The organism is Sphingobium cloacae, assembly GCF_002355855.1.
Lineage (GTDB): Bacteria > Pseudomonadota > Alphaproteobacteria > Sphingomonadales > Sphingomonadaceae > Sphingobium > Sphingobium cloacae.
Map to the genome: position 1 here is coordinate 25,602 of NZ_AP017659.1, position 24,135 is coordinate 49,736.

The 24,135-nt window shown below is 63.2% G+C and carries 22 protein-coding genes and 10 pseudogenes; 16 read left to right on the forward strand and 16 right to left on the reverse strand.

Going from position 1 to position 24,135, the window contains the following annotated elements; translation table 11 throughout:
- Positions 1–249: 249 nt before the first annotated feature.
- The 3 genes and pseudogenes from SCLO_RS22035 to SCLO_RS22050 all read right to left on the reverse strand — a co-directional run.
- Positions 250–1,142, reverse strand: a pseudogene (locus SCLO_RS22035) (type IV secretory system conjugative DNA transfer family protein); the annotation flags it as partial.
- A gap of 60 nt (positions 1,143–1,202) precedes the next feature.
- Positions 1,203–1,715 (reverse strand): annotated as a pseudogene (locus SCLO_RS22040) (hypothetical protein); the annotation flags it as partial.
- A gap of 57 nt (positions 1,716–1,772) precedes the next feature.
- Positions 1,773–2,537: an IS6-like element IS6100 family transposase gene (locus tag SCLO_RS22050; protein WP_001389365.1), complete on the reverse strand. Its 765-nt coding sequence runs from the start codon at positions 2,535–2,537 to the stop codon at positions 1,773–1,775.
- 212 nt (positions 2,538–2,749) lie between these two features.
- Here SCLO_RS22050 and SCLO_RS22055 point away from each other — a divergent pair, with 212 nt between their 5' ends.
- From SCLO_RS22055 to SCLO_RS22065, 3 genes are all read left to right on the forward strand, one after another.
- Positions 2,750–3,916, forward strand: coding sequence for a hypothetical protein (locus tag SCLO_RS22055; RefSeq protein WP_007686500.1), 1,167 nt, complete (start codon positions 2,750–2,752; stop codon positions 3,914–3,916).
- A gap of 96 nt (positions 3,917–4,012) precedes the next feature.
- Complete coding sequence (locus tag SCLO_RS22060) at positions 4,013–4,411, forward strand: MbcA/ParS/Xre antitoxin family protein (RefSeq protein ID WP_007686501.1); 399 nt, start codon at positions 4,013–4,015, stop codon at positions 4,409–4,411.
- A complete protein-coding gene (locus SCLO_RS22065) occupies positions 4,411–5,094 on the forward strand; it encodes an RES family NAD+ phosphorylase (RefSeq protein ID WP_013041559.1) in 684 nt (227 codons plus the stop codon). The genes SCLO_RS22060 and SCLO_RS22065 overlap by 1 nt, the downstream gene beginning before the upstream one ends.
- A gap of 44 nt (positions 5,095–5,138) precedes the next feature.
- Here SCLO_RS22065 and SCLO_RS22070 read toward each other — a convergent pair whose 3' ends face one another.
- The 5 genes from SCLO_RS22070 to SCLO_RS22090 form a co-directional block, all read right to left on the reverse strand.
- A complete protein-coding gene (locus SCLO_RS22070) occupies positions 5,139–5,489 on the reverse strand; it encodes a hypothetical protein (protein ID WP_007688086.1) in 351 nt (116 codons plus the stop codon).
- Between the two features lie 64 nt (positions 5,490–5,553).
- Positions 5,554–6,567 (reverse strand): ParB/RepB/Spo0J family partition protein, encoded by a 1,014-nt coding sequence (locus SCLO_RS22075; protein ID WP_013849890.1) that lies wholly within the window; start codon positions 6,565–6,567, stop codon positions 5,554–5,556.
- Positions 6,568–6,614: 47 nt separating this feature from the next.
- A complete protein-coding gene (locus tag SCLO_RS22080; protein WP_007688084.1) occupies positions 6,615–7,817 on the reverse strand; it encodes an AAA family ATPase in 1,203 nt (400 codons plus the stop codon).
- 195 nt (positions 7,818–8,012) lie between these two features.
- The gene (locus SCLO_RS22085) at positions 8,013–9,101 is read right to left on the reverse strand and encodes a replication initiation protein (protein WP_007688083.1); all 1,089 of its coding nucleotides are present in this window, start codon (positions 9,099–9,101) and stop codon (positions 8,013–8,015) included.
- A gap of 386 nt (positions 9,102–9,487) precedes the next feature.
- Positions 9,488–9,688, reverse strand: coding sequence for a hypothetical protein (locus SCLO_RS22090; protein ID WP_013041755.1), 201 nt, complete (start codon positions 9,686–9,688; stop codon positions 9,488–9,490).
- A gap of 79 nt (positions 9,689–9,767) precedes the next feature.
- On the opposite strand from SCLO_RS22090, the gene SCLO_RS22095 reads away from it, so the two are divergent.
- The 3 genes and pseudogenes from SCLO_RS22095 to SCLO_RS24460 form a co-directional block, all read left to right on the forward strand.
- Positions 9,768–10,094 carry a single-stranded DNA-binding protein gene (locus tag SCLO_RS22095; RefSeq protein WP_007688082.1) on the forward strand — a complete coding sequence of 109 codons (327 nt, stop codon included), beginning with the start codon at positions 9,768–9,770 and terminating at the stop codon, positions 10,092–10,094.
- A gap of 61 nt (positions 10,095–10,155) precedes the next feature.
- A complete protein-coding gene (locus SCLO_RS22100; RefSeq protein ID WP_007688081.1) occupies positions 10,156–11,022 on the forward strand; it encodes a DUF7146 domain-containing protein in 867 nt (288 codons plus the stop codon).
- A gap of 1,248 nt (positions 11,023–12,270) precedes the next feature.
- Positions 12,271–13,080 (forward strand): annotated as a pseudogene (locus tag SCLO_RS24460) (strawberry notch family protein); the annotation flags it as partial.
- 54 nt (positions 13,081–13,134) lie between these two features.
- On the opposite strand, the pseudogene SCLO_RS24465 reads toward SCLO_RS24460, so the two are convergent.
- Positions 13,135–14,490: pseudogene (locus SCLO_RS24465) on the reverse strand (DUF4158 domain-containing protein); the annotation flags it as partial.
- Between the two features lie 138 nt (positions 14,491–14,628).
- Here SCLO_RS24465 and SCLO_RS22115 point away from each other — a divergent pair.
- From SCLO_RS22115 to SCLO_RS24110, 4 genes and pseudogenes are all read left to right on the forward strand, one after another.
- Positions 14,629–15,187: pseudogene (locus SCLO_RS22115) on the forward strand (recombinase family protein); the annotation flags it as partial.
- Between the two features lie 4 nt (positions 15,188–15,191).
- A complete protein-coding gene (locus SCLO_RS24100) occupies positions 15,192–15,950 on the forward strand; it encodes a hypothetical protein (RefSeq protein WP_231923480.1) in 759 nt (252 codons plus the stop codon).
- Positions 15,947–16,219 carry a hypothetical protein gene (locus SCLO_RS24105; RefSeq protein ID WP_231923474.1) on the forward strand — a complete coding sequence of 91 codons (273 nt, stop codon included), beginning with the start codon at positions 15,947–15,949 and terminating at the stop codon, positions 16,217–16,219. The genes SCLO_RS24100 and SCLO_RS24105 overlap by 4 nt, the downstream gene beginning before the upstream one ends.
- A gap of 38 nt (positions 16,220–16,257) precedes the next feature.
- On the forward strand, positions 16,258–16,455 hold the full coding sequence (locus tag SCLO_RS24110; protein ID WP_231923475.1) for a hypothetical protein: 198 nt from the start codon (positions 16,258–16,260) through the stop codon (positions 16,453–16,455).
- Positions 16,456–16,873: 418 nt separating this feature from the next.
- Here SCLO_RS24110 and SCLO_RS22125 read toward each other — a convergent pair whose 3' ends face one another.
- The 3 genes and pseudogenes from SCLO_RS22125 to SCLO_RS22135 form a co-directional block, all read right to left on the reverse strand.
- Positions 16,874–17,155 carry a HigA family addiction module antitoxin gene (locus SCLO_RS22125; RefSeq protein ID WP_096362279.1) on the reverse strand — a complete coding sequence of 94 codons (282 nt, stop codon included), beginning with the start codon at positions 17,153–17,155 and terminating at the stop codon, positions 16,874–16,876.
- 10 nt (positions 17,156–17,165) lie between these two features.
- Positions 17,166–17,444 carry a type II toxin-antitoxin system RelE/ParE family toxin gene (locus SCLO_RS22130; RefSeq protein WP_061939934.1) on the reverse strand — a complete coding sequence of 93 codons (279 nt, stop codon included), beginning with the start codon at positions 17,442–17,444 and terminating at the stop codon, positions 17,166–17,168.
- Positions 17,445–17,551: 107 nt separating this feature from the next.
- Positions 17,552–18,032 (reverse strand): annotated as a pseudogene (locus tag SCLO_RS22135) (hypothetical protein).
- Between the two features lie 615 nt (positions 18,033–18,647).
- Between SCLO_RS22135 and dnaE2 the strand changes: the two are divergent.
- A pseudogene (dnaE2, locus tag SCLO_RS22145) lies at positions 18,648–18,991 on the forward strand (error-prone DNA polymerase); the annotation flags it as partial.
- Positions 18,992–19,231: 240 nt separating this feature from the next.
- On the opposite strand, the gene SCLO_RS24115 reads toward dnaE2, so the two are convergent.
- From SCLO_RS24115 to SCLO_RS24125, 4 genes are all read right to left on the reverse strand, one after another.
- On the reverse strand, positions 19,232–19,621 hold the full coding sequence (locus tag SCLO_RS24115; protein ID WP_322788843.1) for a GNAT family N-acetyltransferase: 390 nt from the start codon (positions 19,619–19,621) through the stop codon (positions 19,232–19,234).
- Positions 19,518–19,763 carry a hypothetical protein gene (locus SCLO_RS24120; protein WP_231923477.1) on the reverse strand — a complete coding sequence of 82 codons (246 nt, stop codon included), beginning with the start codon at positions 19,761–19,763 and terminating at the stop codon, positions 19,518–19,520. Before SCLO_RS24120 ends, SCLO_RS24115 begins: the two co-directional genes overlap by 104 nt.
- Positions 19,760–20,380: a recombinase family protein gene (locus tag SCLO_RS22155; protein ID WP_008832583.1), complete on the reverse strand. Its 621-nt coding sequence runs from the start codon at positions 20,378–20,380 to the stop codon at positions 19,760–19,762. The genes SCLO_RS24120 and SCLO_RS22155 overlap by 4 nt, the downstream gene beginning before the upstream one ends.
- An 86-nt stretch (positions 20,381–20,466) precedes the next feature.
- Positions 20,467–20,667: a hypothetical protein gene (locus SCLO_RS24125; protein WP_037523605.1), complete on the reverse strand. Its 201-nt coding sequence runs from the start codon at positions 20,665–20,667 to the stop codon at positions 20,467–20,469.
- On the opposite strand from SCLO_RS24125, the pseudogene SCLO_RS24470 reads away from it, so the two are divergent.
- The 5 genes and pseudogenes from SCLO_RS24470 to SCLO_RS22170 all read left to right on the forward strand — a co-directional run bounded on the left by SCLO_RS24470 (position 20,581) and on the right by SCLO_RS22170 (position 24,113).
- Positions 20,581–21,974, forward strand: a pseudogene (locus tag SCLO_RS24470) (DUF4158 domain-containing protein). The gene SCLO_RS24125 and the pseudogene SCLO_RS24470 overlap by 87 nt on opposite strands.
- Before the next feature lie 256 nt (positions 21,975–22,230).
- On the forward strand, positions 22,231–22,431 hold the full coding sequence (locus SCLO_RS24475; RefSeq protein ID WP_407695342.1) for a hypothetical protein: 201 nt from the start codon (positions 22,231–22,233) through the stop codon (positions 22,429–22,431).
- 42 nt (positions 22,432–22,473) lie between these two features.
- Positions 22,474–23,391, forward strand: a pseudogene (locus SCLO_RS24480) (Tn3 family transposase).
- A gap of 163 nt (positions 23,392–23,554) precedes the next feature.
- Positions 23,555–23,832 (forward strand): annotated as a pseudogene (locus tag SCLO_RS22165) (CopG family ribbon-helix-helix protein).
- Positions 23,820–24,113 carry a type II toxin-antitoxin system RelE/ParE family toxin gene (locus SCLO_RS22170; protein ID WP_066522399.1) on the forward strand — a complete coding sequence of 98 codons (294 nt, stop codon included), beginning with the start codon at positions 23,820–23,822 and terminating at the stop codon, positions 24,111–24,113. The pseudogene SCLO_RS22165 and the gene SCLO_RS22170 overlap by 13 nt, the downstream one beginning before the upstream one ends.
- Positions 24,114–24,135: the final 22 nt, after the last annotated feature.

Sequence of the window (24,135 nt, forward strand, 5' to 3'; positions counted from 1 at the left end):
AATCTCTTAACCGGCGAAGCTCATCCCGACGCAACCGAAAGGGGCAATGCGGAATTGGCCTATCGGCCAATGCGCCTTCAATCCGTGCCGGCTAACGCCGTCACCAGAGCGGCCTATCGGCCGCAGGGCTTCCGAGAGAAGCCAAGCGAAACCGGCGGTGTGTGCCTTTCAGCGTTTCGCCAGCGGAGAGGGCGGTAAGGCGCTACTTCAAAGCTCACCGTTCGATCTCCCGGGAACGGGTCAGTCCGATCATGCCGGATCGAACAGACCGGCGAACTCGCGCTGGTCATAGTAGCGGACCTTGCTGGCCCAGAGCGGGCGTTCGCCCTGGCGCAGCAGCAGGAGGGTGTCGGCCGGCATCCGCATGATTTCGTCGGGCGTGACGAGCCGCCGCGCCGTGACATGCGTGCTGACGCTTTCCGAGGGGCCGGCGCGATTGTCACCCCAGCCAGTGCGCGCGACGTGCTGAGGGTCGCATATTCCAGCGTCGTGTCGCCGATCGTGCGGGAGAGCATGTCAGCGGTAGCGTGGTCATTGACCCCGAACGTCTGGATCACGCCGGCATTGGACAGGAAGGTGCCGGCGCGCTCGCCATAGAGAGCGCGGAGCTGGTGCATGTCCTGGAGGATCGGCCAGAGCTGGAGGCCATAGCCGGCCATCAGCCCCATCGCGCGCTCCACCGGCTCCAGTCGGCCGAGGGCGGCGAACTCATCGAGCAGGAACAGCACGGGGCGTTCCGGGCGGGCAGGGGAGCGCGCCATGTCAGTGACGGCTTGCGCGACCAGCAGCCGCAGCCAGCGCGCATAGGTATAGAGCCGGTCGGGCGGCAGGCACAGGAACACGGTGCCGGGCCGCTCCTTCAGGTCCGCGAACCGGAAATCGGACGCCGACGTGCTTTCGACCAGGCGTGGGCTGTCGAGAAAGTGAGTGTGACGCTGCGCCGACGACAGCACGCCGGCGGCCTCGCGATCGGACTTGCCGAGCTGGCGGTTGGCGGCGCGCGCGATCAGGCCATGCGCGCCGGTGCTGGCCTGCATGTCCGCCAGCAGTGCGGCGAAGCCGGCGGGATCGCGGGTGAGCTTGTCGCGCACCGTGGCGAGCGTCGCTTGGGACACGGGCTCATGGACGACGGTGTGCAGGATGGCCCTTATGCATTAATCGGACACAGATTCACGGTAGGCGTCAGCGTCAGTGGAAGGGGACTATTTCCGCAGGTCTTCGATGCCGAGTTCGCGCCACATCCAGGTGAAATCGTAGGTTGCCATCGGGTCGTTCGGTTCGGGGTGAGCGCTGCTACGGTTTTCGAGATGCTTGAGCCACCCAGCTACTCGATAACGGCCTGCGGCCGTTCGAACGGCCGCACGTGGGCTGATGTCCCCAAGCATTCCAACGGGTTCATCGAGCGTCGCGCGGTACTGGCGGTCGAGCATGGCATGAACGAGCGGGGTTGCCACCTCTGGCGCAATGGCCGGTGCCGGTTCGGATGTTGTCAGTCCCTCGGCCCGCGCGGCCATGGCCTGTTCGATCGTCTCGATCGTGGTCAGCGGCGAGCCGACCAACCCGGCGAGCGCATCGGTGATGAGCGCGGTACCGCGTTTCGCCCGCTCGGCCGAGGTGACGGCGAGAACCAGAGCCCGGCCTTTCAATTCGACATTGCCGAGCACCGGGGTGCCGTTCGCCATCGTCACACCCCACGCCATACGGCCAGTGCTTCTCGCGGCTCTGTTGCAAAGATTGGCGGCAGTCAGAGGTAGGCTGTCGCTCTGCGCCGATCAGGCGGCTGCTGCGAAATGGTGGTTGAGCATGCCCATGGCCTCCGTCAGCGCCGAGGGCCCAATGCCAAAAGCTCTCTCCACAAGGCGCACCTCGCCCCTGATGCCGGGCTGCAGGCACCAGGGGCGAGCCTGTCCTTTGCGCAGGGCTCGCATGACTTCGAATCCCTTGATCGTGGCATAGGCCGTGGGGATCGATTTGAAACCGCGCACCGGCTTGATCAGTATCTTGAGCTTTCCGTGATCGGCCTCGATCACGTTATTGAGATACTTCACCTGCCGGTGGGCCGTCTCCCGGTCCAGCTTTCCTTCGCGCTTCAATTCGGTGATCGCTGCACCATAGCTCGGCGCTTTGTCGGTATTGAGCGTGGCAGGCTTTTCCCAGTGCTTCAGGCCTCGCAGGGCCTTGCCCAGGAACCGCTTCGCTGCCTTGGCGCTGCGGGTCGGCGACAGGTAGAAATCGATCGTGTCGCCCCGCTTGTCGACTGCCCGGTACAGGTAGGTCCACTTGCCCCGCACCTTGACGTAGGTTTCATCCAGGCGCCAGCTCGGATCAAAGCCACGCCGCCAGAACCAGCGCAGCCGCTTCTCCATCTCCGGGGCGTAGCACTGGACCCAGCGATAGATCGTCGTATGGTCGACCGAAATGCCGCGTTCCGCCAGCATTTCCTCAAGGTCGCGATAGCTGATCGGATAGCGACAATACCAGCGCACCGCCCACAGGATCACATCACCCTGGAAATGGCGCCACTTGAAATCCGTCATCGTTCCGTCCGTCCAATCTCCGCCAAGCATGCTCAAGCTTCACGATTTTTGCAACAGAGCCCTCACGACGCGCCTCGCTCCTCAGCCGCGCTTGTAGCCCACCTTATAAAGAACGGTCAAATCTGCTTATGTGATAACTGCAATTATCACATGTTCGTTCACCAACCACCTGAGTAGTTGTGCAGTGTTTTGGCATTCACTACACATCCGGCATGGAGCGCTTCCATCCCCTCGCCGCCGACACCGACGTCCCACCCGAGGAGCTCGCCCTCGCGCAAGGCGAATGCGCGCTGGCGCTCGGCCGGCTCGACGGGCTCCTCGCCAGCCTCACCGATATCGAAAAACGGCTGTTCTGCGTAGGGCTGCTGCGGGAGGTGTTGCTTTCATCCCTGGCGCAAGCGGGATTTGCGGACGCCGAACACCGGTTCAACGCCTGGTTCGCCGGGCTCGACCGCGGCCCCCAAGAGACACCCCTCACCGGCTGCTCCGCCTATGCCGTGGTCCGCGCCCTGCTCGGCGAACTCAGCCGTCATCCGTGGGAACCGCTCGCCGATGCCGCGCAGACCATCGCTCTGGCCGCTCGCTTCGGGGCCGACCGCCCGATGCAAGCCGAAGACGCGCTGGCGGAGGAAGCGATCGGCAGGGCGATCACGCTAATGAAACAGGCCGGCGCGGATGACGAGACCCCCCTGCCCTTCGCGGGTCTGGCCCGCCTGCACGCGCTGCTGCGCGCCGATCCGCGGTTCGCGCCGCTGGAGCGCGCGGTGCAAATCCGTTCGTTTGGGAACCGCGCGGTGGCGATCGAGCAGGCCGCCACGCGCACCCCGCTCTGGGCGGTCGATGCCGCGCTGGGGCGGCTGCTGACCGCGTCCGGCGCGTGGGCCCGCGCCCTCCCCTGCCCCGGCGCGGTGACGGCGCAAACGCTGCAGCCGCAGCTCTGGCCGGGCGAACGCGCCATGCTGGCGGCCCGCAGCCTCCAGCGCAGCGTGACCCGGCTTGCCGAGCTGGTCGCGCAAGCGCGGCGGCGCGCGGTGCTGATGCGCGAGCAGTTGGGGCACCTGCGCTCGAGCGCGCGGGCACCGCAGGTGTGGATCCTGCTCGCTGGTTTTGCGCCACTCGGGCTCGATCAGATCACCTGGGCGTTCGGGATCAGTCGGCGCGGCACCTATGCGATCGGCGACGCCCTTGTGGCGGCGCGCATGGCACGGCGGGAGACGGTCAAGGGGAAGGCCCTGCTGGTCGTCGAAGAACCGGGAAGGGATGGGCAGCCGGCGTCTTTGGACCAGGCTACCGCCCTCCCCCATGCGGCTCTTGCCGAGTTCGACGCGGCGATGGGTGAGATCGACCGGCTGCTCGCCGGCAGTTCTGGCCATCCCTGACGCGGCATCGCGCGCATTCGGCGTGTATGAAAACTGATCTCTTCTTGACGTTATGTACAGATATCATACATAGACAGAGAAAGAAGGAGATGGCCAATGGCCACAACTGCCCATTCCGGCGTCCCCGCCAAAGCGCCCAGCCGCAAGGATCTGAGCGGTCCGGCGCTGCGCACCTTTTTCCGCATTGCCGACGCCTGGGACCTCAAGGAAGCCGAGCAGATGAAGCTTCTCGGGCTCGACAGCCGCTCGACCTTCCAGACCTGGAAGCGCGGCGCGGTCGCGGCGATTCCCAAGGATGCGCTGGAGCGCATCTCCTATGTCATGGGGATCTACAAGGGGCTGAAGATGCTCCTGCCCCGTACCGCCAACGAATGGGTACGCAAACCCAATGAGGCGCCGCTGTTCGCCGGACGCCCGGCGATCGAGCGGATGGCCTCGGGCAATGTCGCCGATCTCTACGTGGTGCGTCAATATATCGACGCGCAGCGCGGCTGATGGATGCCATTGCGACGACGCAAGTGCGGTGGCAACCGTGCTACCGGATCGTCGCAAGCCGGTTCCCGCCCATATCGCTGTTTGAGGATGTCGCGGATCCGGCCGACCTGGAAGCGGTCTATGCGATCGAGGCGATGACCAACGACCGGCTTCGCGACGAGGTCGGGGACCTCGCCCTCGTCCCACCGGAGGACCGCGTATCGGGACCCGGAACATCGGCGATCATGGCAGCGTTCACCCACCTAAATCCCGATGGCAGCCGGTTCTGTGACGGCAGTTTCGGGCTGTTCTACGCTGCCAGCACCATCGAGACTGCGGTTGCCGAGACGCGCCATCACCGAACCCGCTTCATGGCGTACACCCACGAACCGGCGCAGGAACTCGACATGCGCGTCTACGCGGTCGACCTGGACGCCATGCTCCACGATATTCGCGGCCTGCGCGATGAACGCCCTGCCCTCTACGCCCCGGACAGCTATGCCGCCGGCCAGGCGCTTGGCCGGCACCTGCGTGAGCAAGGTTCGGATGGCATCGTGTACCAAAGCGTGCGCGACGCCGACGGCGAGTGCGCCGCGGTGTTCCGCCCTCGCCTACTCGCCAACAGCCGACAGGAGCGGCACCTGTGCTACGTTTGGGATGGCCGGGCGATTGTCACCGTCTACGAGAAGAAGACATTCGCCTAAAGGTCCTGCGGACAAGCTAACCTTTCGGCCTTGAGTGACGCCTGTCAGGAATAGACCCCGGCAGCCATACGATCGAGATCTTCCATGACGATATCGATATCGCCATTCGCAACCAATTCCGCGGCCGTTTTCCCAACTCCAGAAATGGGTTGATGCTTGAACCAGATAACCGCCTTGCCTTCTTCGCCTGCAAGTTCTGCCGCTCGCGTTATAACTCGGGCTATTTCCTCCAGTTTAATCTGCACGGTCGGGGCGGAGGGATACAGAGTCATGGCCTTAGGATCCAGGCGAGCAACGCGAGCCAAATGCGCCATGGAGAAGCGCAGGCGCTCCGCCAGACGACGGGGCGAGATGATCTCATTCTCGCGAATGTCATCCTGGAAGGCTGCAGTCATAGGGCAGTCCATATTCAACATGTGAAGACAAAACTCTCACGTCTCAGAACCGCTGAAGATTGTCCTAGCTCCAATGCTGATCGAGCAGCGCTTTCAACGCGGCCTCCGCTTCAGCCCGCGTACCACCGGCATGCGGGAGCAAGGTAAGTTTGAGACCCTTACGATCCACCGCCTCCACTTTCAGCAATGGTTTCCCCCCTTCGGACACGATCGTTTCCGGCTTTCCTGACTTCTTGGGGGATCCTGACCTCTTGGGGGGATCGGCGGCCAGAGCGAGCGCGCGTATGATATCGGGGACCGGCATCGGTGCTGCGCGATCGGACTGCACCTGAGCGAGACGTCCCGCCTCGGCGAACACACGCTGCCGCCGATCCTCCGGTTTCAAGAGAGGCTTGATCGCGGTGACATGCTTGATCCTGAGATCCTGCGGAAGGGCGAAGGCCGCCATCAGTTCCGCCGGCAGCCGGGCAAGGTCGAGATAGCGGCTGAGCCAGCTTTCCGTGACATTGATCCGCTCGGCCATCACCTTCTGGCGCCCCTCATAATAGGCGTCGAGCGCGCGCAGATAGTCGCGCGCGCGCTCCAGATCGGTGAGATCGTCGCGCGCCCGATTCTCGAGGTCAGCGAGACGGAAGGCCTCCTCGTCGGTAAGGCTACGGATATCGACGAGAAAGCGGAAATCCGGATAGTTGTGGGCGCGCAGCCAACTGATCGTCCAATGCCGGCGCGCGCCGCAAATCACCTCGAAATCGAAGGCAGGATCGTCCTTCACGCGGCGAACGATGGCGGGCATTTCTTGCTTGCCCTGCGCCTTGATGCTCTCGATGAGGTCGGCGCACCGCTCCTCATTGAGGAGCGCATATTCGCGGTTATGCCCCGCCCACATTCGGCAGCGCGCGGGATCGACAAGCTCATGGGTGCGCGAGACGACGCTGCCCGTCGCCAATTCGGCAAGCCGGCTTTCCCGGCCCGCCAGCACGCTCGCACCGATGCCAGGGCGCCGCGCCGCTGGGGCTTGCGCCCCCGGGTCGATTCCGGCGACCAGATCAGCCGCGAAGTTGGCGTTCTTCTTGCTCATCATCCACCCCTTCTACCCGGAATTGCACCGGTGCAATTTTGCTCGCATCAGGCGAGTCCCTCCTTGCGAAGCCGCGTCAAATGGCTCGGCCACATCGACCGAATGTCGACCTCAATTTCACTGTTCACGCCATCAAGATAGGCAAGGCAGCGGTTGCGCACCGTCGAACTGGTGACCGGGCCGTCCAGCTCGTAGACGGTCATCAGCCGCGCCGTTGCATTGTCGATTTCGGCCGAATCCTTGAGCGGCGTACGGACGATCGCGTGACCGAAAAGGGTCCGCATCAGGTTCAGCAGTTCCTTCTGCATCGACTTATTCTCATCGACCTTGGACGCCACAAAGCGCAGGAACTGAAGCGACGGCGCCAAGCCGCGATCGGCCAGCGTCTCTATGGTCTCATCGAGCATGGCGAGGAAGGCCGCCGTCGACGAGAAGTCCATCACCGTCGGCGGAACCGGCACCACCAGCGCATTGGCCGCGCGCAGCACCGAAAGCGAGATCGCGCCGAGCGCCGGAGGCGGATCGAGAACCACCACATCGAACCGATCGGCAATGCTCGCGATGCCTTGCGCCATGCGGTCGATCAGGTTCCCCTGCCCCCGCGCCATGCGCGCTGCGATTTCATATTCCGACTGGAACAGCCGCAGATTGGCCGGAACAAGCTCGAGGCCGTCGAAGTGGGTCTTGCGCAGGGCATAGTCGAGCGACTCCATGTCGTCGTGCCGCAGGAATGGATAGAGCGTGTCCTCCTCGGTCAGGTCGAGGTCGGGCACATAGCCGAATAGCGTGGTTGCCGACGCTTGGCTGTCGCAATCGATGAGAGCCACCCGGTAGCCCTTGATCGCGAGATATTGGGCCAGGTGCACCGAAAGAGTCGATTTCCCCACCCCGCCCTTGAAGTTCTGCACCGCGATAACGCAGCAGGGATCGGTTGCGGCCCGCCAGGGCCGGGTGCCGAACAGTCCGCGCATGTCGTTGAGCTGCGCCAGGGTATAGCCGACACGCCGATTATTCTCGGTTCGCGGAGGCGGCGGCAAGCGGCCGTCCTTCTCGGCCTCGCGAATGGCCGCCGCGGTTCGGCCGACCAGTTCCGCGGCCTTGCCAATCGGGAACGTCGGCTCGCGCCGCTCGTCCGCCCGGGCACTCCGCGCGGAGTCGCGGAGCCGCTCGAGGACAGAGCTGGTCCGTTGTGCGAGCGTCGAGACGGACAGCAGGTCCTGCGTGCCCTCAATGTCGAGTGATGCAGCCAAGAGAGGCCCCCTTGCGAAACTAGAGGGGGCATAGCTCAATTTGCACTTTTAGGTCAATCGAAGGCTGATTTTCGCAAGTCGGCCCAGCCCGAAGGGCGAAACTTGCCCAATCTGCGCCGCAGACCTTTTGCGCCCCCTCGCAACCTGACCCCTTGGGGGCAGTTCACCCCGAAATTGCACCGGTGCAATTTCGGCTCAGGGGCGCCCGCGTCGTGCCAGGAAACTCTCGCAGAAGCCGGTCCAGGATGCGATCAGCTTGGCGCCCTTGAGCTTCGCCAGCCTTTCGCCCATCTGCGCGCGATAGGCATCGGCAATGAGATCGATGTCCCAACCGCCGCCAGCCGAACGGCCGATGGCCGCGAGCGTGTCCGAGCCAAAGCGGATCGTGCCGTTCGGGAAGGTGACCTCCCCTGCCCCAGCCTTATCCTTTGACACCAAGGCCGCCACCGCCGCCTGTGTGACAGCCTCGACGGCAACGGTCTCCACCTCGTCCTCGCGCCGCGCCTTTCTGCCCGCAGAGTGCCGACCGATCTCATCCACGGTCGCGATTTGGGCCGGAGCATCCTTGGGCTCAAAGCGGAATTCGATTTCGGTGACAGTTCTGCCCTGGCGGATCTCCCGCCACTCCACGCGAAAATGGGCGAGCTGGTCGATTTCGGCCTTCGCCTTTTCGAGAACTTTGCGGCGCAGCTGCGCGAAATCCTTGTAGACGTCCGGCGCGATGCCGAGCAGCGCACGCAGCGCCGTCATGTCGCCCTTCCAGAGCGACTGGCGCCTATGCAGCCTCAGCGCCCCGATCTCGTACAGCTTGAGCGCATAGGTTGATCGGAAGCCGAGCACCGCCTGGCGGTTCAGGACCGCATAGGTCTCCGATTCCTGGATCAGCTTTCGGGCTTCGGGCGTGAACTCCCACTCGATCCACCCAGCGTCCGCGCCCTCTTCGTCTTCCGCTTCTTCGCGCGACGACGAGATAAGCGAAAAGCGCAGCGTCGCCTTCTTGCCGCGCCAGGACTTGTCGTCGACCGCGAAAAGCGTGCGGTGCAATTCCTCAAGCATATCCGAGATGCGCTCATTGCCCTTGTGGCCGCGGCGAATGTCCGCCTTTCGCATCTTGTGCGGGCGGTCCTCCCAGGCATCACCGCCCGCGGTCAAAATCATCAGCGCAAGCAAACGCGAAGCAGTCAGGCTAAGCGACTGGCCTTTGACGAACTTGACCTCGACGATGCTGCCGGGCTTGGCGAACTCGTCACCGCCCTTTGCCTGCAGGGCGGCAGCCACCCGCATCGCCCGTCCCGGAGAAGCGTCATCGCCGGTGGGGGAGGGCGTTACAGCGTGATCTAGGGCTTGCTCGTCATCCATGCCATGAAGTCTGCGCCGATTCGTCCAGCGTGGGAGAAAATCTGCCTGACCTGTCCTTACGCGTCAAGTCAGGGCAGGATAGACACCGGATTCGGCCCCCAAGAGGTCAGGATGGAACTTCGCTCCGAAGCAGCAAACCATGAGGAAGTGCGGCGAGTCGCGTTTCCAAGCGCCCGGACCCGCGCAAACGGCAGCGCGGACGCCGAAGAAAGTCCCTGACGAACGCTATGGCGAGCGAATCACTCCAGCAGGAAGCTGTCCCCCATACGGTCAGGAAGGCCCCAGCAGGTCAGGTTGCATCCCCCGATCGGTCAGGGAAGCGCCCCCGGAAGGGCAGGCAAAATCCCCCGTCCGGTCAGGATAAGCTTGCTCAAACCCGCAGAAATGCTGTGCTTTCGGCCTCCTGAATCTGAATCCTTTTGAATCGGAAAAGCTTCCGCTGCGAGCAGCGGCGTTTTGATTCTTTTTATTTTGAGAAAGAGATCGGCGTCGCGCCTGATGCAATCGTTCAATCCCCCCGCCTGGAGGGATACGCGAAGTTAGCCGCCTACGATAGGCTGCCGGCCAAATGACCTTGCGCATGGAGGGTGCATGATCAACTTCGCCAAGTTCGAGATCATCGGCCGGATCGGGGAAATCGACGCGCGGCCGAAAGTCACCCTGCTGTCGGTCTGCGCGAATTATCGCCGCAAGGGTGACGATAACGAATGGCAGGAAGACAGCCACTGGAACCGCGTGAGCGTCTTCAGCGAAGGCCAGCGAAAACATATCGCCGACCGGGCTCAAGTCGGGGATCTCGTGCGCATAGCCGGACGGCTCAAGGACAACTCCTATGAACGCGACGGCGCGACGCACTACACAACCGATCGCATCGTCGAGGAATTCGGGATCCTGGCACCCAAAGGCATGCCGGGGTGAAATATCGGGGAGGGGAGGGCGCAATCAGCAGCGGCGCTCCACCACTTCCGAGGATTAGTCGATGCCCATAGCTGCTCCCCATCGCGCCAAAGCCATTGTCGAAGCCCTGGGTGGGATCTGGCGCGGTACGCGCGGCGAATGCCGGTGCCCGGCACATAACGATCATGGTCCCAGCCTGTCGGTACGCCTGGGCGAGCGGGCGATCCTGTTCCACTGCTTTGCCGGCTGCGACACGCGCGATGTTCTGGCTGCTTTGCGCCGGCGCAAACTTCACGATGCGGAGCCGCTCACAATGCCGCGCCCGAAGGCGGCCGCGGACCATCGCGCTCTTGCACTTCGCCTATGGAAGGCGAGCCAGCCCATCGCCGGATCTCCAGCGGCCGATTATCTGGCGGCGCGCGGTCTGCCGCCTCCCTATCCGCGTTGCCTGCGCTACAACCCGCGCACCATCGTCGGGGCCGGTGAGCGCCGCCGGTTCTTTCCGGCGATGATCGCCGCGGTCGAGAATGATCTGGGGGTTGTCGCCGTCCAGCGGACCTGCCTCGATCTCGCCGACATCCTGCACAAACCCATGCCAAAGCCGAAGATTGCCCTTGGCCTTCTCGGCGACGCGGCCATTCGTCTGGCGCCGGCCGGCGAGGAGCTTGGCCTTGCCGAAGGCATCGAGGACGCCCTTTCAGCAATGGCCTGGTTCGGAACGCCCACCTGGGCGCTGGGCGGGGTCGAACGCCTTGGGCTTGTCGCCATCCCCGAACGGGTCAAGCGTATCATCGTCTATGGCGATCGCGGTGCCGCCGCTGCCGCCATGCTCAAAAAAGCCCGCCCCCATCTCACAGCCAATGGACGCGAACTGGTGCTCCGGCTGCCGGAACGGCACGCGGACTGGAATGATGCTTGGCGTGTCCGCCGGGCCGCCGAGGCGGCCTGAAAGGGGAGGGAGCCTTCCGGCTGATGACCTGGCGCTGATGCCAGGTGTCAGACCTGGAGATGCCCCATGGCCACACACCCCCTCGCGCTCACGCTGCCGCTCGATGATCCCGCCCGTACCGCTGCTCAAGGCATAGCCGACCGGCTGTCCGAAGGATGTCCGGTTGCACGTAACGACCTCCTTGCCGAAATGACCTCCGCTTTCGGTGGCTCGAGCGCCGATGGCCTGTGGTCATTGCGCGACGCCTACGATGTGCTCGAACTCGCGCAGGTCCTCCATCTGAAGAACGCGACGCTCCCGGCAGATGCGAATGCGCGGCTCGCCCAGCTGATCGCTATGACGGCGGCGCTTCCCACGCAAAGCGTGCGTAGCGAAACGCAGATCGCGTTCCAGCAATTCTCGACACCGGCGCCGATCGGCTTCCTTGCCGCCAAGGCAGCCGCGATCACGGCACACGATATCGTGCTCGAGCCCTCGGCCGGGACCGGCCTCCTGGCCGTACACGCCCATCTCGCCGGCGCGCGCCTCCTTCTCAATGATATCGATGCCTGGCGCACGCGTTTGCTGCGTCACGCCTTTCCCGAAGGCAGGCTGAGCACGCATGATGGCGAACTGATCGACGATATGCTCGATCCGCAACTGGTGCCGAGCGTCGTGCTCCTCAATCCGCCCTTCTCGCGAAGCCAGGGGCGCGCGCGCGATCGCCATGCCGCGCTTCGCCATTTGCGCTCCGCGCTGTTGCGGCTTGCTCCAGGCGGGCGCTGCGCCGTTATTCTCCCCGACCGCATCGAGACGGAGGACGCGGATTGGCTGCACGCCACTGCGGGCGCGCATGCCCGGCTGCATCTCGACCTGCCGCCCGATGCCTATGCCAAGCACGGCACCGGCCAGGCAGTCCAGCTCATACTCCTCGAAAAGGACGGGGCAGGGGGCTCGGTCCCGCGCCAGACCTGCACGACGCTCGGCGCTGCGCTTGCGGCCATCGATGCGATGGCGACCCCATGCGCGCCGCAGCCGCAGCCGATCTCCCGCCCCAGCGGATTGTTCCGGGGCCTCACGCGGCGGACCCGCCCCGTCTGCTCGCGTGCGGCGGTGACCCTGCCCACGACCCGCGCGGTCGCCTATCACCGTCTCGACGCGCCCGCACCCGCGGGCGAACCGCAAGGGATTTACCTGCCCTATCGGCCGAGCCGTCTGCTGATTGCCGATGCTCGTGAGCACCCAAGCGCGCTGGTCGAATCGCAGGCAATGGGATCGATTGCCGCACCCCCGGTCGCTTATGAACCCGTGCTGCCGGCCAGGATCCTGGACGACGGCCTGCTCTCGGACGCGCAGCTCGAAACGCTGATCTACGCTGGCGCGGCGTTCGAGCGCGATCTTCCCGGGCGGTTCATATCCAGCGAGGAGGGTCTTTCGCTGTCGCCGGCAGAGGCCGGTAACGCCTATCGGACCGGCTTTTTCCTTGGCGATGGCACGGGCGCCGGCAAGGGGCGGCAGGTGGCAGGCGTCATCCTCGACCAGTGGTTGCGTGGCAACCGCCGCCACCTCTGGATATCCAAGAGCGAGACGCTGGTCGAAGACGCTCGCCGGGACTGGTCGGCGCTTGGCGGCTTGCCGCTCGACATCCAGCATCTCAACCAGTGGAAGCTCGGCACCCCGATCGCGCTGGGCGATGGGATCCTCTTCCTGACCTATGCCACCCTGCGCTCCAACCGCGGCGACAGGGGCACGCGGCTGCGCCAGCTGATCGAATGGATGGGTGAGGATTTCAGCGGCGTCATCGTTTTCGACGAGGCGCATGAAATGGCCGGGGTGGCCGGCGGCGAGGGCCGGTTCGGCGCCACGAAAGGGTCCGAGCAGGGCATTGCCGGCGTCCGCCTGCAAAATCTCGCTCCGCGCGCCCGGATTCTCTACGCCTCGGCGACGGGCGCCTCGGATGTCAACAATCTTGCCTATGCGACACGCCTCGGATTGTGGGGACCGCAGACGGCCTTCGCCGACCGGCGGGCCTTCGTGGAATCCCTGCGCCGAGGCGGCATCGCGGCGATGGAGTTGATCGCCCGCGACCTCAAAGCGCAGGGCCTCTATGCCGCGCGGGCGCTCAGCTTCGCCGTCGCCCACGACGATTTTCCGCCATTCCTTGCGGAAGGGCATCGGAGCGTCGGTAGGCACATCGCGCTTGCCCGACCTGTTGAGGTCGCGCAGTATCTCAATGGCGGCAATCGTTTTCGCGCTGCCCTTTCCGGCCCTGAACTGTAGCGCTTCAAGCAGATCAGGGGCGAACTTGCGCAACGTCGCATAGCGGTCGGCCGCGACCGTCAGCGGATCAAGATTGGCGGTTTCCGCGATCGTCGCCACTTCCGGTCTGGCCTTCAGGAGGGTGTGCCATCCTACCGAGGCGTCCAGGACCTCCATCTGGTCTTCGCCGGTATCGACCGCATCGGTCAGCGCGTCGATCGTCCTGCCAAAGATCAGCATCAGCCGCGCCACGTTCTTCGACGTGGTGGCATAGCTGCGTGCCTGAGCGTTTTTCGCACGGGTGAAGATGCTGCCGATCAGCTTGTCCGCCATTTCCAGGGCGTTGTCGGTTAGTCGTTCTTCAAGATCGAGCAGGAAGGCAACCAGCGTGGCACGCCGCCGGGAAGGAACGTATCGCTCGATCATATAGGCAGGCGATGCACGGCCTTCCCTGACATATTGCCGGAATCGGTCCGCGTGGATGCGGCCAGCCACGTCCGGGGAGATGCCGATCTTCCGCACTTGCCGCAGGCGGTCGAGAATCTGGCGGATGTGATCGGGCCTTGCCGCGATGGGGATGGTCTTGAGCGAAGCGAGCTGGCTCATGCCGCCGGCGTCGTCAAAAAGCTGATCGAGGGCTTGGACCTGTTCGGTGCTGAGATCGGGCGATCAGAGCATAGGCAGCTTGCTTGCGGGCACGCGCGCGTCCCGCGCTGCTGGCGCGTTCGATGGTGGAGATGGACGGCAGCAGAATTCGGGCCTCGCGCAAGACGGTGACCACGCCCATCGCAATCGTCATCCCCTTGTCGGTCGCCCATGCCGCTTTCGCGGCCGCTTCGATCATGAAGGGAATATCGGCGCGGGTCGCCCCCGAAGTCCCAAGCGCACCGCCAGCTCACGGGCATGATCCGTCATTGTCTGAACCCGCGCCGCATAGTTGGCCAGGTCGGCTACGTGCAGACCAAGTTGCTCCGCGACGAAAGCGGCGAGATCATGGGGTATTGCTCCCCTGTCCTGTATCAACTGCGCAAGCGTGACGCCCGGGTGCCGCAGGAGCGCGAGTTGCAGCGCCACGCCCAACTGATTCCGTCGCTCCCGTCGCGCGCCAATGATCTCGATGTCCGCAGGCTCGAAGGTATAGAGCCGGGCCAAACGGTCGCGATCGGTCGGGATGGCGAGGATCTGATCGCGTTCGCTCTCGGTCAGGAGTTGATGCTTGCGCTTCGCCATGCCGATTCCCGTCCACAAAAGGTCATTTGTGCCTATGGACAGTGGGGTAAAGAGACATAGTATGTGGACGGATATGGATGGGGCGAAGCGGTCGCGCTTCATAGCGTCCACAGAACGACCGTTTGGGAGACGCACGGCATGGGCGGAATATTGGGCTACGCCCGCGTCAGCACCGGCGATCAGGACGTGGCGGGTCAGACCATGCGACTGGAGAAGGCTGGCGCCATCAAGGTGTTCACCGACGTCATGTCGGGCAAGAGCATGGAGCGCCCCGGTCTGGCCGACCTGATCGCCTATGCTCGCAAGGGTGATACCCTCGCGGTGGTCCGCCTCGATCGATTAGGGCGCTCGCTGGCCGAACTGCTCGCCACAGTCGAGACATTGCGCGGCCAGGGCATTGCGCTCCTGAGCCTTGAGGAAAATCGACACGTCTTCGGCCGCTGGCGAACTCATCTTCCATGTGTTCGGGGCCATCGCTCATTTCGAAAGGCGGCTCATATCCGAGCGAACCCGAGACGGCATCGCTGCTGCCCGTGCCAAAGGCAAGCAACCTGGGCCCAGCCTCTCGACATGTCCAAAGTGAATGCCGCCATAAAACTGGTGGAAGCCCACATCTCACGACGAAGCAGCACGTCAACTCGGCATCGGCCGATCGACCATCTATCGTGAAATGCGCCGCCTTGGCGTGGAAAGGCCCCTGAATGTCCAGATTGAAATCCGCTCACGATCTCTCCGGACTGATGAAGTATATGGGACGTGCGCCCTGGGACGAGATGATGGACGAGATGCTGTTCGCGCATCTTGGCCCGGCATGCGAGGCCACGGATCTTGAGCCTGATGATATCTTCGACGTCATCGGCGACCATTGGCAAGGCCAGCTGTGGGGCTGTGCTTTCGAAGACTTGCTCACACAGGAACTCGAGCCTGAAGGTCTCAATCTCGTCGATGACTATCTCAAGCGCCGGGGCTGGAACGAGAAAGCGCCGAACAAGGCCTACATGCGCGCACTGCGCGATACGGTCATGTCGCTCTATGAAGTGAGCGAGGTCATCCCAGGGCACTCGATGACCTTGCGGGATCTTCTGCGTGACATTGCGCCGGTCACGGTGCGTGAACATAGTGCCACACAGACCCTTGTTAACTGGGACAAGATCGCTGCACGGGTCGTCGATGTGAACGGGCGCCATGGGATTTCCGGCGCCTTGTTGCCCTTCAGCGCAGATGGCGCCGGGCGAGTAATCGAGGCCTTTTCCCAACTTGAAAACGATGGGCCAGGTACTGGCAGACTGTCCCCTTCCGAAAGGGACGGCCTCCTGAAAGCGTCAGGCCCGATTTTCACGAATATCTGGCTTCTGGACAGTTTGGGCAAGGCCATGCCCGGCAGCGTGCCGGAAATGGTCAATGCCGATGGCGATGATCTTGTGTTCCACCGTATCGTGTTCCCCTGGCGAAGGGCGTGATCGGCAAGAGCGTGGTTCGCAGGCTGAACGCGGCGCAATGGCTGGAACCTGCGAGCGATACGTTCTGGAACTGGCTGGCGCCAGTGACGAAGAACAGGAAACCACGAACGACCAAAGGCGGGCAGGCTTTTGTGACAACCATGGAGGACGGCACACCTGTTTTTGCCAATGTCGAACTGGTGGGTCGCAAACTGATCGTTGAGGTCAATAGCGCCGCCCGCGCGAGCAAGCGATCACGCATATGCGCGAATGGCTCGGTGATTGCGTGAGCACACCTATGACCGAAATTCGGACTATGGCCCAGTTCATGGCCGATGACGCCGCCCGCGCTCCGCAGGAAGAGCCGCTCGATATCCCGTCGGACGAAAGGGAGCGCATCGTTCATGAGATGCTGACACGCGAATATACCAAAACGCTTGATGAAGCGGTGCCCGCCTCGGCAACAAGACACCGCGGGCTTTGGCCCGTACAAAGGCAGGCCGGGCGAAAGTTGCCGACTGGCTAAAATATATAGAGAATGGTGCGGCAAAATCCGGGACTGGCGAGCCAATGGCCACCTATGATTTTACGTGGATGTGGCAAGAGCTGGGGCTGATTGACTTCCGCCGTTGACCGCCCTCACATCGCCGTTCTGGTATTGTTCGGGTTTAGCGTTGTCTGGCGTACCATCCACGCGATGCCCTCATAATGGAGAGGTGTTGGGCGTACCCGACGCCAAGTTGCCGAGATCATCACGCAACGGTCGGCGACCTACGATCTGAGAGGTCGATTGGCTGAGGCAGATCCGCGAAGCGGGCGGGCTGCATCCAAGATCGTCAAAGTGACTGCCGAAGGTCCTAAGCAATGCGCGTAACCGCCTGGCAGCTGCCAAGCTTTCCGCTCAAGGTGTCAGCCGGCCCTCAGGCGGAACCGACCCCTAACTCTCACGCCGCGTCCTGTAAGCGCCGGACGGGCGGCTGCTCATGCTGCATAGCACACCAGAGGTCGTAGTTTGCCTGCATCGCGAGCCAAGCTCGGGCGGTGCTAGCCCCCTGCTCGAGACGAACCGCGAGGTCGGGGCTGATTGCGGCCTTGCCGTTCAACACCCGCGAAAGTGCGACCCGTGACATGGCAAGCCGGTTGGCCGCCTCAGTAACAGACAGGGCCAGCGCTGAAATGACTTCATCGCGCAGTAGTTCGCCGGGGTGGGGAGGGTTGTGCATCATCGTCATAGCCTCAATGGTAATCCTGATAGTCGACCAGTTCAGCGTCGGTGCCGACAAAACGGAATGTGATCCTCCAGTTGCCGTTGACCCAAACGGACCAATGGCCTCGCAAGTCGCCCTTCAGCGGGTGCAGCTTGAAGGATGGCAGATTCATATCGTCCGGTCCTGCCGCGACTTCCAGCAACCCAAGAATATTCCGGAGCTTCTTCACATGGGAAGCCTGAACACCCCGCGTGGTGCCACTGTGATAGAAGGCTTCAAGCCCCTTGTGCCGGAATCCAATTATCATCGGGGTCATTGTATCGCGATGCGTTACACGATGCAATGCCTACGGCGGCGATTGAGACAGCCAGCGCTGTCCTGACCGGGATGGTCGATTGGGTAGGGCTATCCAATTTAGCCGAACGACCCCTCAAACGGCGGGGCATTCGAAGCTGACTGAGCGATACGCCGGCGAGTGCTACGCGGGTCCTCGAACAAATCCCGGGCAGCGCAGAGCCGAAACACGTTCCCACCAACGCTGCCAGCGATGCTCGGCAGCATCGTGCAGCATGTGGCATCGCTGGCAGAGGGCAGCCAGATTGGCGGGGTCGTTGTTACCTGGATCGTGGTCGAGATGCGCGCAGGCTAGAACGACGTAGGTGCTCCGGGCGCTCAGCAGATCCGCGCCACGCACCGCAATGACCTTGCCGGTGCCAGTTCTCCAGCGCTGAGCATCCGCGTCCCACCACCGTCCATCGCCTAGGTGAAGAATCTTGCGCATGTGAGGGCGCTTGCAATGTTCGCACCGTGATCGAGCGCGGCCGAAGCGAATTGCGTTCGACAACTGCGGCCAGTCGATCGGATAAAGCCAGCGGTTCTCAGAGCGGATCGGCATGGCCCTCTCTGAATCATTCGCGCTTGGTTTGAAAGCGTTTTGTACCCTCTTTATCCCCCGAGTGTTCCACCGCTGTTCTCATCCGCACGTGCCCTTCTGGTCAGGAACCCTTGACCCGCAAGCGGCATTAGCAGAACATATGAGGAACACCTGAGTCAGCTTTTCATGCCCGCCAACGAGAAAACACAACCGATCCTTGATGAGCTGCGGTCACTTGCGTCGCCTCTGGTTGCGCATCGCAGCTTGCCATTCGGCGTTGAACCGCTCGATCGGCGGCTTGCAGGGGAGGGCCTTCGCGCCGGGGCACTCCATGAAATCGCCGCCAGCAGCTGCTCGCTTGTCGACGACGCGGCAGCCACGCTCTTCATTGCGGGGATCGCAGCACGCGAAGCTCATGCGACTGGGGCTCCGGTTTTGTGGGTGAGCTGCCGCAGCGACCTCTATGCTCCTGGCGTCGAGCAGGCGGGTCTGGCTGCAGATCAGGTCCACGTCGAGCCGCGTGACGACAAGATGTTGCTGGCGGTGATCGAGGATGCTGTGCGCGATGGAACGCCCTGCGCCATCATTGCCGAAGCCCGCAAGGTGCCGATGGTCGCAAGTCGGCGCTGCAGCTCGTACCGCCGCGAGGTCAACGCCGACCGCGCGCTCAAGCCACCTGCAGAGATGGTCCGACGATTTGCGGCCTATCCCGACGCATTGCGCGCGAGCGTCGACATTGCAGCGGAGTGCACCTTCGACCTTGGCGAGAGCTTGCCTACCAGTACCCGCACGAGCGCGTGATCGAAGGGCTGACCGCACATGAAGCGCTCGAGCAGATGACCAACGATGCCGTCGAGCGGATGTTCGACGGCGACGTACCCAAACCTTACCGGGACCAGATCGCGCATGAGCTGCGCCTCATCGCCGACCTAAGCTACGCGCCCTACTTCCTGACCGTCCACGCCATCGTGTGTAGCGCGACGATTACGGAGTCCGGTCGGCGTCAATTATGATGGCCGGTAGGCGGCCGCGCCGGTTGGTGACTTCGGGCTATCATGAGCGGTTGCGAGGGGCAACCGGGCATCGTCCATTACAGCGCTGGGTAATTGTCGCTGACAGTGGACGAAAGCGACAGTTTGAAGGGCTCGGGGTAATTGGGGGCGTTTGCGGGAGGGGGCGGAATCCTACGCCAAGCTCGCCCAGATAGCCGGCGCGAGATCTTACTTGTTGCTGCCTTCTACGGTCGCGCCAGAAAGGCGACGGCTCAGTTCTATCCGGCGATGGCTACGCATTTTGAAGGTGTCTGGCCCAACGCGCCGATACTCAATGAAGCCGAGAGAACGCCAAAATCGCTCTGCCGCTTCATTCGCTTCCAGCACGGCCAACCGAATCTCTGTGGCACCTCTCGCAGCGGCCCAGCTTTCGACCGTCGAGTAAATTGAGCGTCCGACGCCACGACCACGCTGTGCGGCATCTACGATCATGAAGCCGAGATACCATGTGCCATCACGCGGATAAATCGCGGAGGATGGCCGCGATTGCATATAGGCCGCCAGGCCCCTTCCATCCCAGGACAGCTTGATTGTGGGCGCTCTTTTCGGGCGGCACATCGGAGAAAAGCTCGCGAGCATCGTCCAGCGTGGGCGCGGCCCCGTCCTGCAACAGGAAATAGTCGCTGCAACGGTTGTACAGGTCTGCAACGTCTGCGGCGTCCGCTTGGGTAAGTTTGATCGGGGCTCCCGTCATCATCATCGCGTTTTGGCAGCAAGCACGCGCTGACCGTAATCCCGGAGTTCCCCGTTGGGACCGACATAGCGGTAGAGAGTGACGCGCTCGATCCCGAGTTCCTTGCAGAGGTCGGAAACGGACGTGTCGCGTTGGGCCATAGCAGCCTGAGCGAGCCGCACCTGGGCCTTGGAGAGGGCGAACTTGCGGCCACCCTTGCGTCCCCGCGCGCGGGCAGCGGCCAGGCCAGCCATGGTGCGCTCGCGGATCATATCCCGCTCAAACTCCGCCAGTGTGGCAAAAATGCCGAACACCATCCGGCCCGATGGCGTCGTGGTGTCGATCTGCGCGCCCTTGCCGGTGAGCACCCGCAGACCGATACCGCGATCCGACAGATTCTGCACCGTGCTGACCAGGTGGGTGAGCGTTCGGCCGAGCCGGTCGAGCTTCCAAACGATGAGGACATCGCCGTCGCGCAACGATTTCAGGCAGGCGGCAAGACCGGGGCGATCATCACGGCTACCGGATGCACGATCATCATAGATATTGCCTGGCTCGACACCGGCAGCGCGAAGGGCATCGTGCTGCAGGTCGAGCGACTGCGAGCCGTCGGCTTTGGACACGCGGGCGTAGCCGATCAGCATGGATCACAAACGAAGGTTTGAGGCGGTGACGAACATGAGCACATAAGATTAGGCTATTGTGTATCTTAACCAGCATCTCAATCAAGCTATCTCAAACCGTAGCTCGGAAAGAATAAGGAGCATGTATGCCGCGTCGCGTGACCCTGACCGATCGACAGCGCGAGGCGCTGCTTCACTTGCCGGTCGATCAAGGTGAGCTGCTGCGGCACTATACCCTCAGCGATGAGGATCTCGGGCATATCCGCCAGCGCCGGCGCGCCCACAATCGTTTTGGCTTCGCGCTGCAACTGTGCGTCCTGCGCTACCCGGGCCGGGTGCTCGCTCCTGGCGAGTTGATCCCGGCGCAGGTATCGGATTTCATCGCGGCCCAGCTCGGCCTGACCAGCGACGATCTACTCCTCTATGCCGCGCGCGAGGAGACCCGCACGAGCATCTGGCGGACCTTCGCCGAATCTACGGCTATCGCTCCTTTTCGGGGCGGGGCGCACGGGATTTGCGCGAATGGATCGCTCGGGAAGCCGAGGCGGCGACATCGAATGAGGATCTTGCCCGTCGCTTCGTTGCGGAGTGTCGCCGCACCCGCACGATCCTTCCCGGCTCCTCGACGATCGAGCGCCTTTGCGCCGATGCGCTGGTTGAGGCCGAGCGCCGGATCGAGGATCTTATCGCCCATCGCATCACGCCAACCCTGAGCGAGAATTTGGCTCACCTGTTGGAGGATACGGTGGATGGTCGCGTCACGCGCTTCGTATGGCTGCGACAGTTCGAGGTTGGCGCAAATTCAGCAGCCGCTAACCGGCTGATGGATCGACTGGAATATCTTCAAAGGTTCGATCTTCCGGCGGATTTGCTGGACGGCGTGCCGGCGCATCGTGTGACCCGGCTTCGCCGGCAGGGCGAGCGCTATTACGCCGACGGCATGCGTGATCTGCCCGAAGACAGGCGGCTTGCGATCCTCGCTGTCTGCACCCTGGAATGGCGGTCATCGCTGGCCGATGTCATCGTGGAGACCCACGATCGCATCGTAGGCCGTCTCTATCGGGCCTCCGAACGCCTTTGCAACACCAGGATCGCCGACGAAAAGGCGGCCGTTCGGGACACGCTGAAGTCCTTTGCCGAAATCGGTGGTGCTTTGCTTGGAGCGCAGGACGATGGCACGGCCCTGGACGGGATAATCGCCACCGGGCCTGGCTGGGAACGGTTCAGAACCCTTGTCGCCACGGCCTCCGCGCTGACCAACGTGCTCGCGGCCGACCCGCTCAGCCGTGTGCTGGACGGCTATCACCGTTTCCGCCTCTACGCGCCCAGGATGCTGCGCCTGCTCGACATGCAGGCGGCGCCGATCGCCACGCCTCTTCTGGCGGCCGTTGCGATGCTGCGTAACGGGATCAAGGTCGATCCGCCGGTGGATTTTCTACGTCCCAACTCGAAATGGCATCGTCATCTTCGCGCTGAGCCCAGCGGCGACCACCGGCTTTGGGAAATCGCGGTGCTGTTCCACATCCGCGACGCCTTCCGGTCCGGTGACATATGGTTGGCGGGATCGCGCCGCTATGGCGACCTCAAGCAGCTTCTGGTCCCGCCACAGCGATAGAGCAGACCGGCGCGGCTCGCCGTGCCGCTGCGACCCCGGCGAATGGCTGGCCGAGCGCAGGGCTCGACTGGATACACGGCTGAAGGAGTTTGGCCGCGCGGCGCGAACCGGCACGATCCAGGCGGCATCATCGAGAACGGCAAGCTGCACATCGACAAGCTGAGGGCCGACACGCCCGAAGGGGCCGAGGATCTCGTGCTCGATCTCTATCAACAGCTCCCGCCGCGAGGATCACCGATCTGTTTGCTGGAAGTCGATGAGCGAACCGGATTTTCCGAGGCCGTTCACGCATCTGCGCACCGGCGCGCCCTGCCGCGACCGGATCGGCCTGATGAACGTGTTGCTGGCGGAAGGCGTCAATCTCGGTTTGCGCAAGATGGCGGCGGCGACCCAACACGCACAGCTTCTGGGAATTGCTGCGGATCGCGCGCTGGCATGTCGAAGGCAGCGCCTATGATCGGGCGCTCGCCATGATCGTGGAGGCCCACGCCGCCCTGCCATGGCCGCCTTCTGGGGACAAGGGCAATCGGCATCCAGCGACGGGCAGTTCTTCCTTGCTACCGAGCAGGGCGAGGCGATGAATCTGATCAACGCGAAATATGGCAACGTCCCGGGCCTCAAGGGATACAGCATGTGTCCGATCAATATGCGCCGTTCGCAACCCAGGTGATCCCGGCAACGGTCAGCGAGGCTCCCTATATCCTGGACGGGCTGCTCATGAATGACGCGGGCCGCCGCGTTCGCCAGCATTTTGCCGACACGGGCGGCTTCACCGATCATGTGTTCGCCGCCTGCGCCTTGCTCGGCTACAGGTTCGCCCCCCGTATCCGCGATCTCCCTCAGAAAAGACTCTATGCCTTCACGCCCAACGCGACGCCGGCCAATGTGCGAGCGCTGGTCGGAGGTAGATCAATGAACCGCTCATCGAGCGCAACTGGCCCGACATCTGCGCATCATGGCGACGATCGCAGCGGGGATCGTCGCCCCAGCCAGATTCTTCGCAGCTCGCCTCTTACCCGCGCCAGAATGAGCTGGCCCTCGCATTGCGAGAGGTGGGCCGCATCGAGCGAACCCTGTTCATGATCGACTGGATTCTTGATGCCGGCCTCCAGCGCCAGGCTCAGATCGGCCTCAACAAGGGTGAGGCCCACCACGCCCTAAAGCGCGCCATCAGCTTCCACCGCCGAGGTGAAATCCGGGATCGATCCGGCGAAGGCCAGCACTATCGCATCGCCGGAATGAACCTGCTCGCCGCCATCATCATATTCTGGAACACCATGAAGCTCGGCGAGGTCGTCAATACCCGGGCCGCCAGCGGTACCATATCGCGCCTGATCTACTCGCCCACGTCTCGCCGTTGGGATGGGAACACATCAATCTAACCGGGGAATATCGCTGGCCCAAATCCTTAGCGTAGGATTCCGCCCCCTCCCGCAACGCCCCCTGAAATGACGATAGCACGGCTTCTGTATGTGAAATGACGAAAGCGCCCCAGCGCACACCAAGGGAAGGGATGGACGGCGGGGCAGGGATAGCGTATCTTAGCGCGAGGCAATACCTTGCGCTAAGGAGGTCGCAATATGGCAGCGGCAACATCTATCAAGCTGGACGATACCCTGAAAGGGCGCGTGCAGCACTTGGCCGACGCGCGCCGTCGCAGCTCGCATTGGATCATGCGCGAAGCCATCGCGCAGTATGTCGAGCGCGAGGAAAAGCGCGAGGCGTTCAAGCAGGACGCGATACGGGCATGGGAGGAATATCAGCGGACGGGCTTGCATCTGACGCTTGAGGAAGCGGACGCCTGGTTGGCGAAGCTGGAAGCGGCGAGGATGCGGAGCTGCCTAAGTGCCACGTCTGATCTGGACGCCGGAAGCACTGGCCGATGTTGACCGGCTCCATCGCTGGTTGAAGCCCAAGGACGCCGACGCGGCGAGCCGTGCGGTCGCGGCGATCCGGGCAGGGGTCAAGATTCTGGCGCAATCGCCGCGCGTCGGCCGACCTGCGGAAGATATGGACCCTGAATATCGGGAAAAGCTGATCGACTTTGGAGATAGCGGCTATGTCGTCCTGTATCGCCTCGACGGCGAGACGGTGGCGTTGCTGGCCGTTCGCCACCAAAAGGAGGCGGGCTATTCATAGGAAACGAGAATGGCGAATAGCT

Bases quoted from the DNA above. Each gene is read 5' to 3' on its own strand.
- SCLO_RS22050 (WP_001389365.1), bottom strand. From the start codon at position 2,537: ATGACGGATTTCAAGTGGCGCCATTTCCAGGGTGATGTGATCCTGTGG.
- SCLO_RS22055 (WP_007686500.1), top strand. From the start codon at position 2,750: ATGGAGCGCTTCCATCCCCTCGCCGCCGACACCGACGTCCCACCCGAG.
- SCLO_RS22060 (WP_007686501.1), top strand. From the start codon at position 4,013: ATGGCCACAACTGCCCATTCCGGCGTCCCCGCCAAAGCGCCCAGCCGC.
- SCLO_RS22065 (WP_013041559.1), top strand. From the start codon at position 4,411: ATGGATGCCATTGCGACGACGCAAGTGCGGTGGCAACCGTGCTACCGG.
- SCLO_RS22070 (WP_007688086.1), bottom strand. From the start codon at position 5,489: ATGACTGCAGCCTTCCAGGATGACATTCGCGAGAATGAGATCATCTCG.
- SCLO_RS22075 (WP_013849890.1), bottom strand. From the start codon at position 6,567: ATGAGCAAGAAGAACGCCAACTTCGCGGCTGATCTGGTCGCCGGAATC.
- SCLO_RS22085 (WP_007688083.1), bottom strand. From the start codon at position 9,101: ATGCGGGTGGCTGCCGCCCTGCAGGCAAAGGGCGGTGACGAGTTCGCC.
- SCLO_RS22095 (WP_007688082.1), top strand. From the start codon at position 9,768: ATGATCAACTTCGCCAAGTTCGAGATCATCGGCCGGATCGGGGAAATC.
- SCLO_RS22100 (WP_007688081.1), top strand. From the start codon at position 10,156: ATGCCCATAGCTGCTCCCCATCGCGCCAAAGCCATTGTCGAAGCCCTG.
- SCLO_RS24100 (WP_231923480.1), top strand. From the start codon at position 15,192: ATGTCCAGATTGAAATCCGCTCACGATCTCTCCGGACTGATGAAGTAT.
- SCLO_RS24110 (WP_231923475.1), top strand. From the start codon at position 16,258: ATGGCCGATGACGCCGCCCGCGCTCCGCAGGAAGAGCCGCTCGATATC.
- SCLO_RS22125 (WP_096362279.1), bottom strand. From the start codon at position 17,155: ATGATGCACAACCCTCCCCACCCCGGCGAACTACTGCGCGATGAAGTC.
- SCLO_RS22130 (WP_061939934.1), bottom strand. From the start codon at position 17,444: ATGATAATTGGATTCCGGCACAAGGGGCTTGAAGCCTTCTATCACAGT.
- SCLO_RS24115 (WP_322788843.1), bottom strand. From the start codon at position 19,621: ATGTGCCGCCCGAAAAGAGCGCCCACAATCAAGCTGTCCTGGGATGGA.
- SCLO_RS24120 (WP_231923477.1), bottom strand. From the start codon at position 19,763: ATGATGATGACGGGAGCCCCGATCAAACTTACCCAAGCGGACGCCGCA.
- SCLO_RS22155 (WP_008832583.1), bottom strand. From the start codon at position 20,380: ATGCTGATCGGCTACGCCCGCGTGTCCAAAGCCGACGGCTCGCAGTCG.
- SCLO_RS24475 (WP_407695342.1), top strand. From the start codon at position 22,231: ATGAGCGAACCGGATTTTCCGAGGCCGTTCACGCATCTGCGCACCGGC.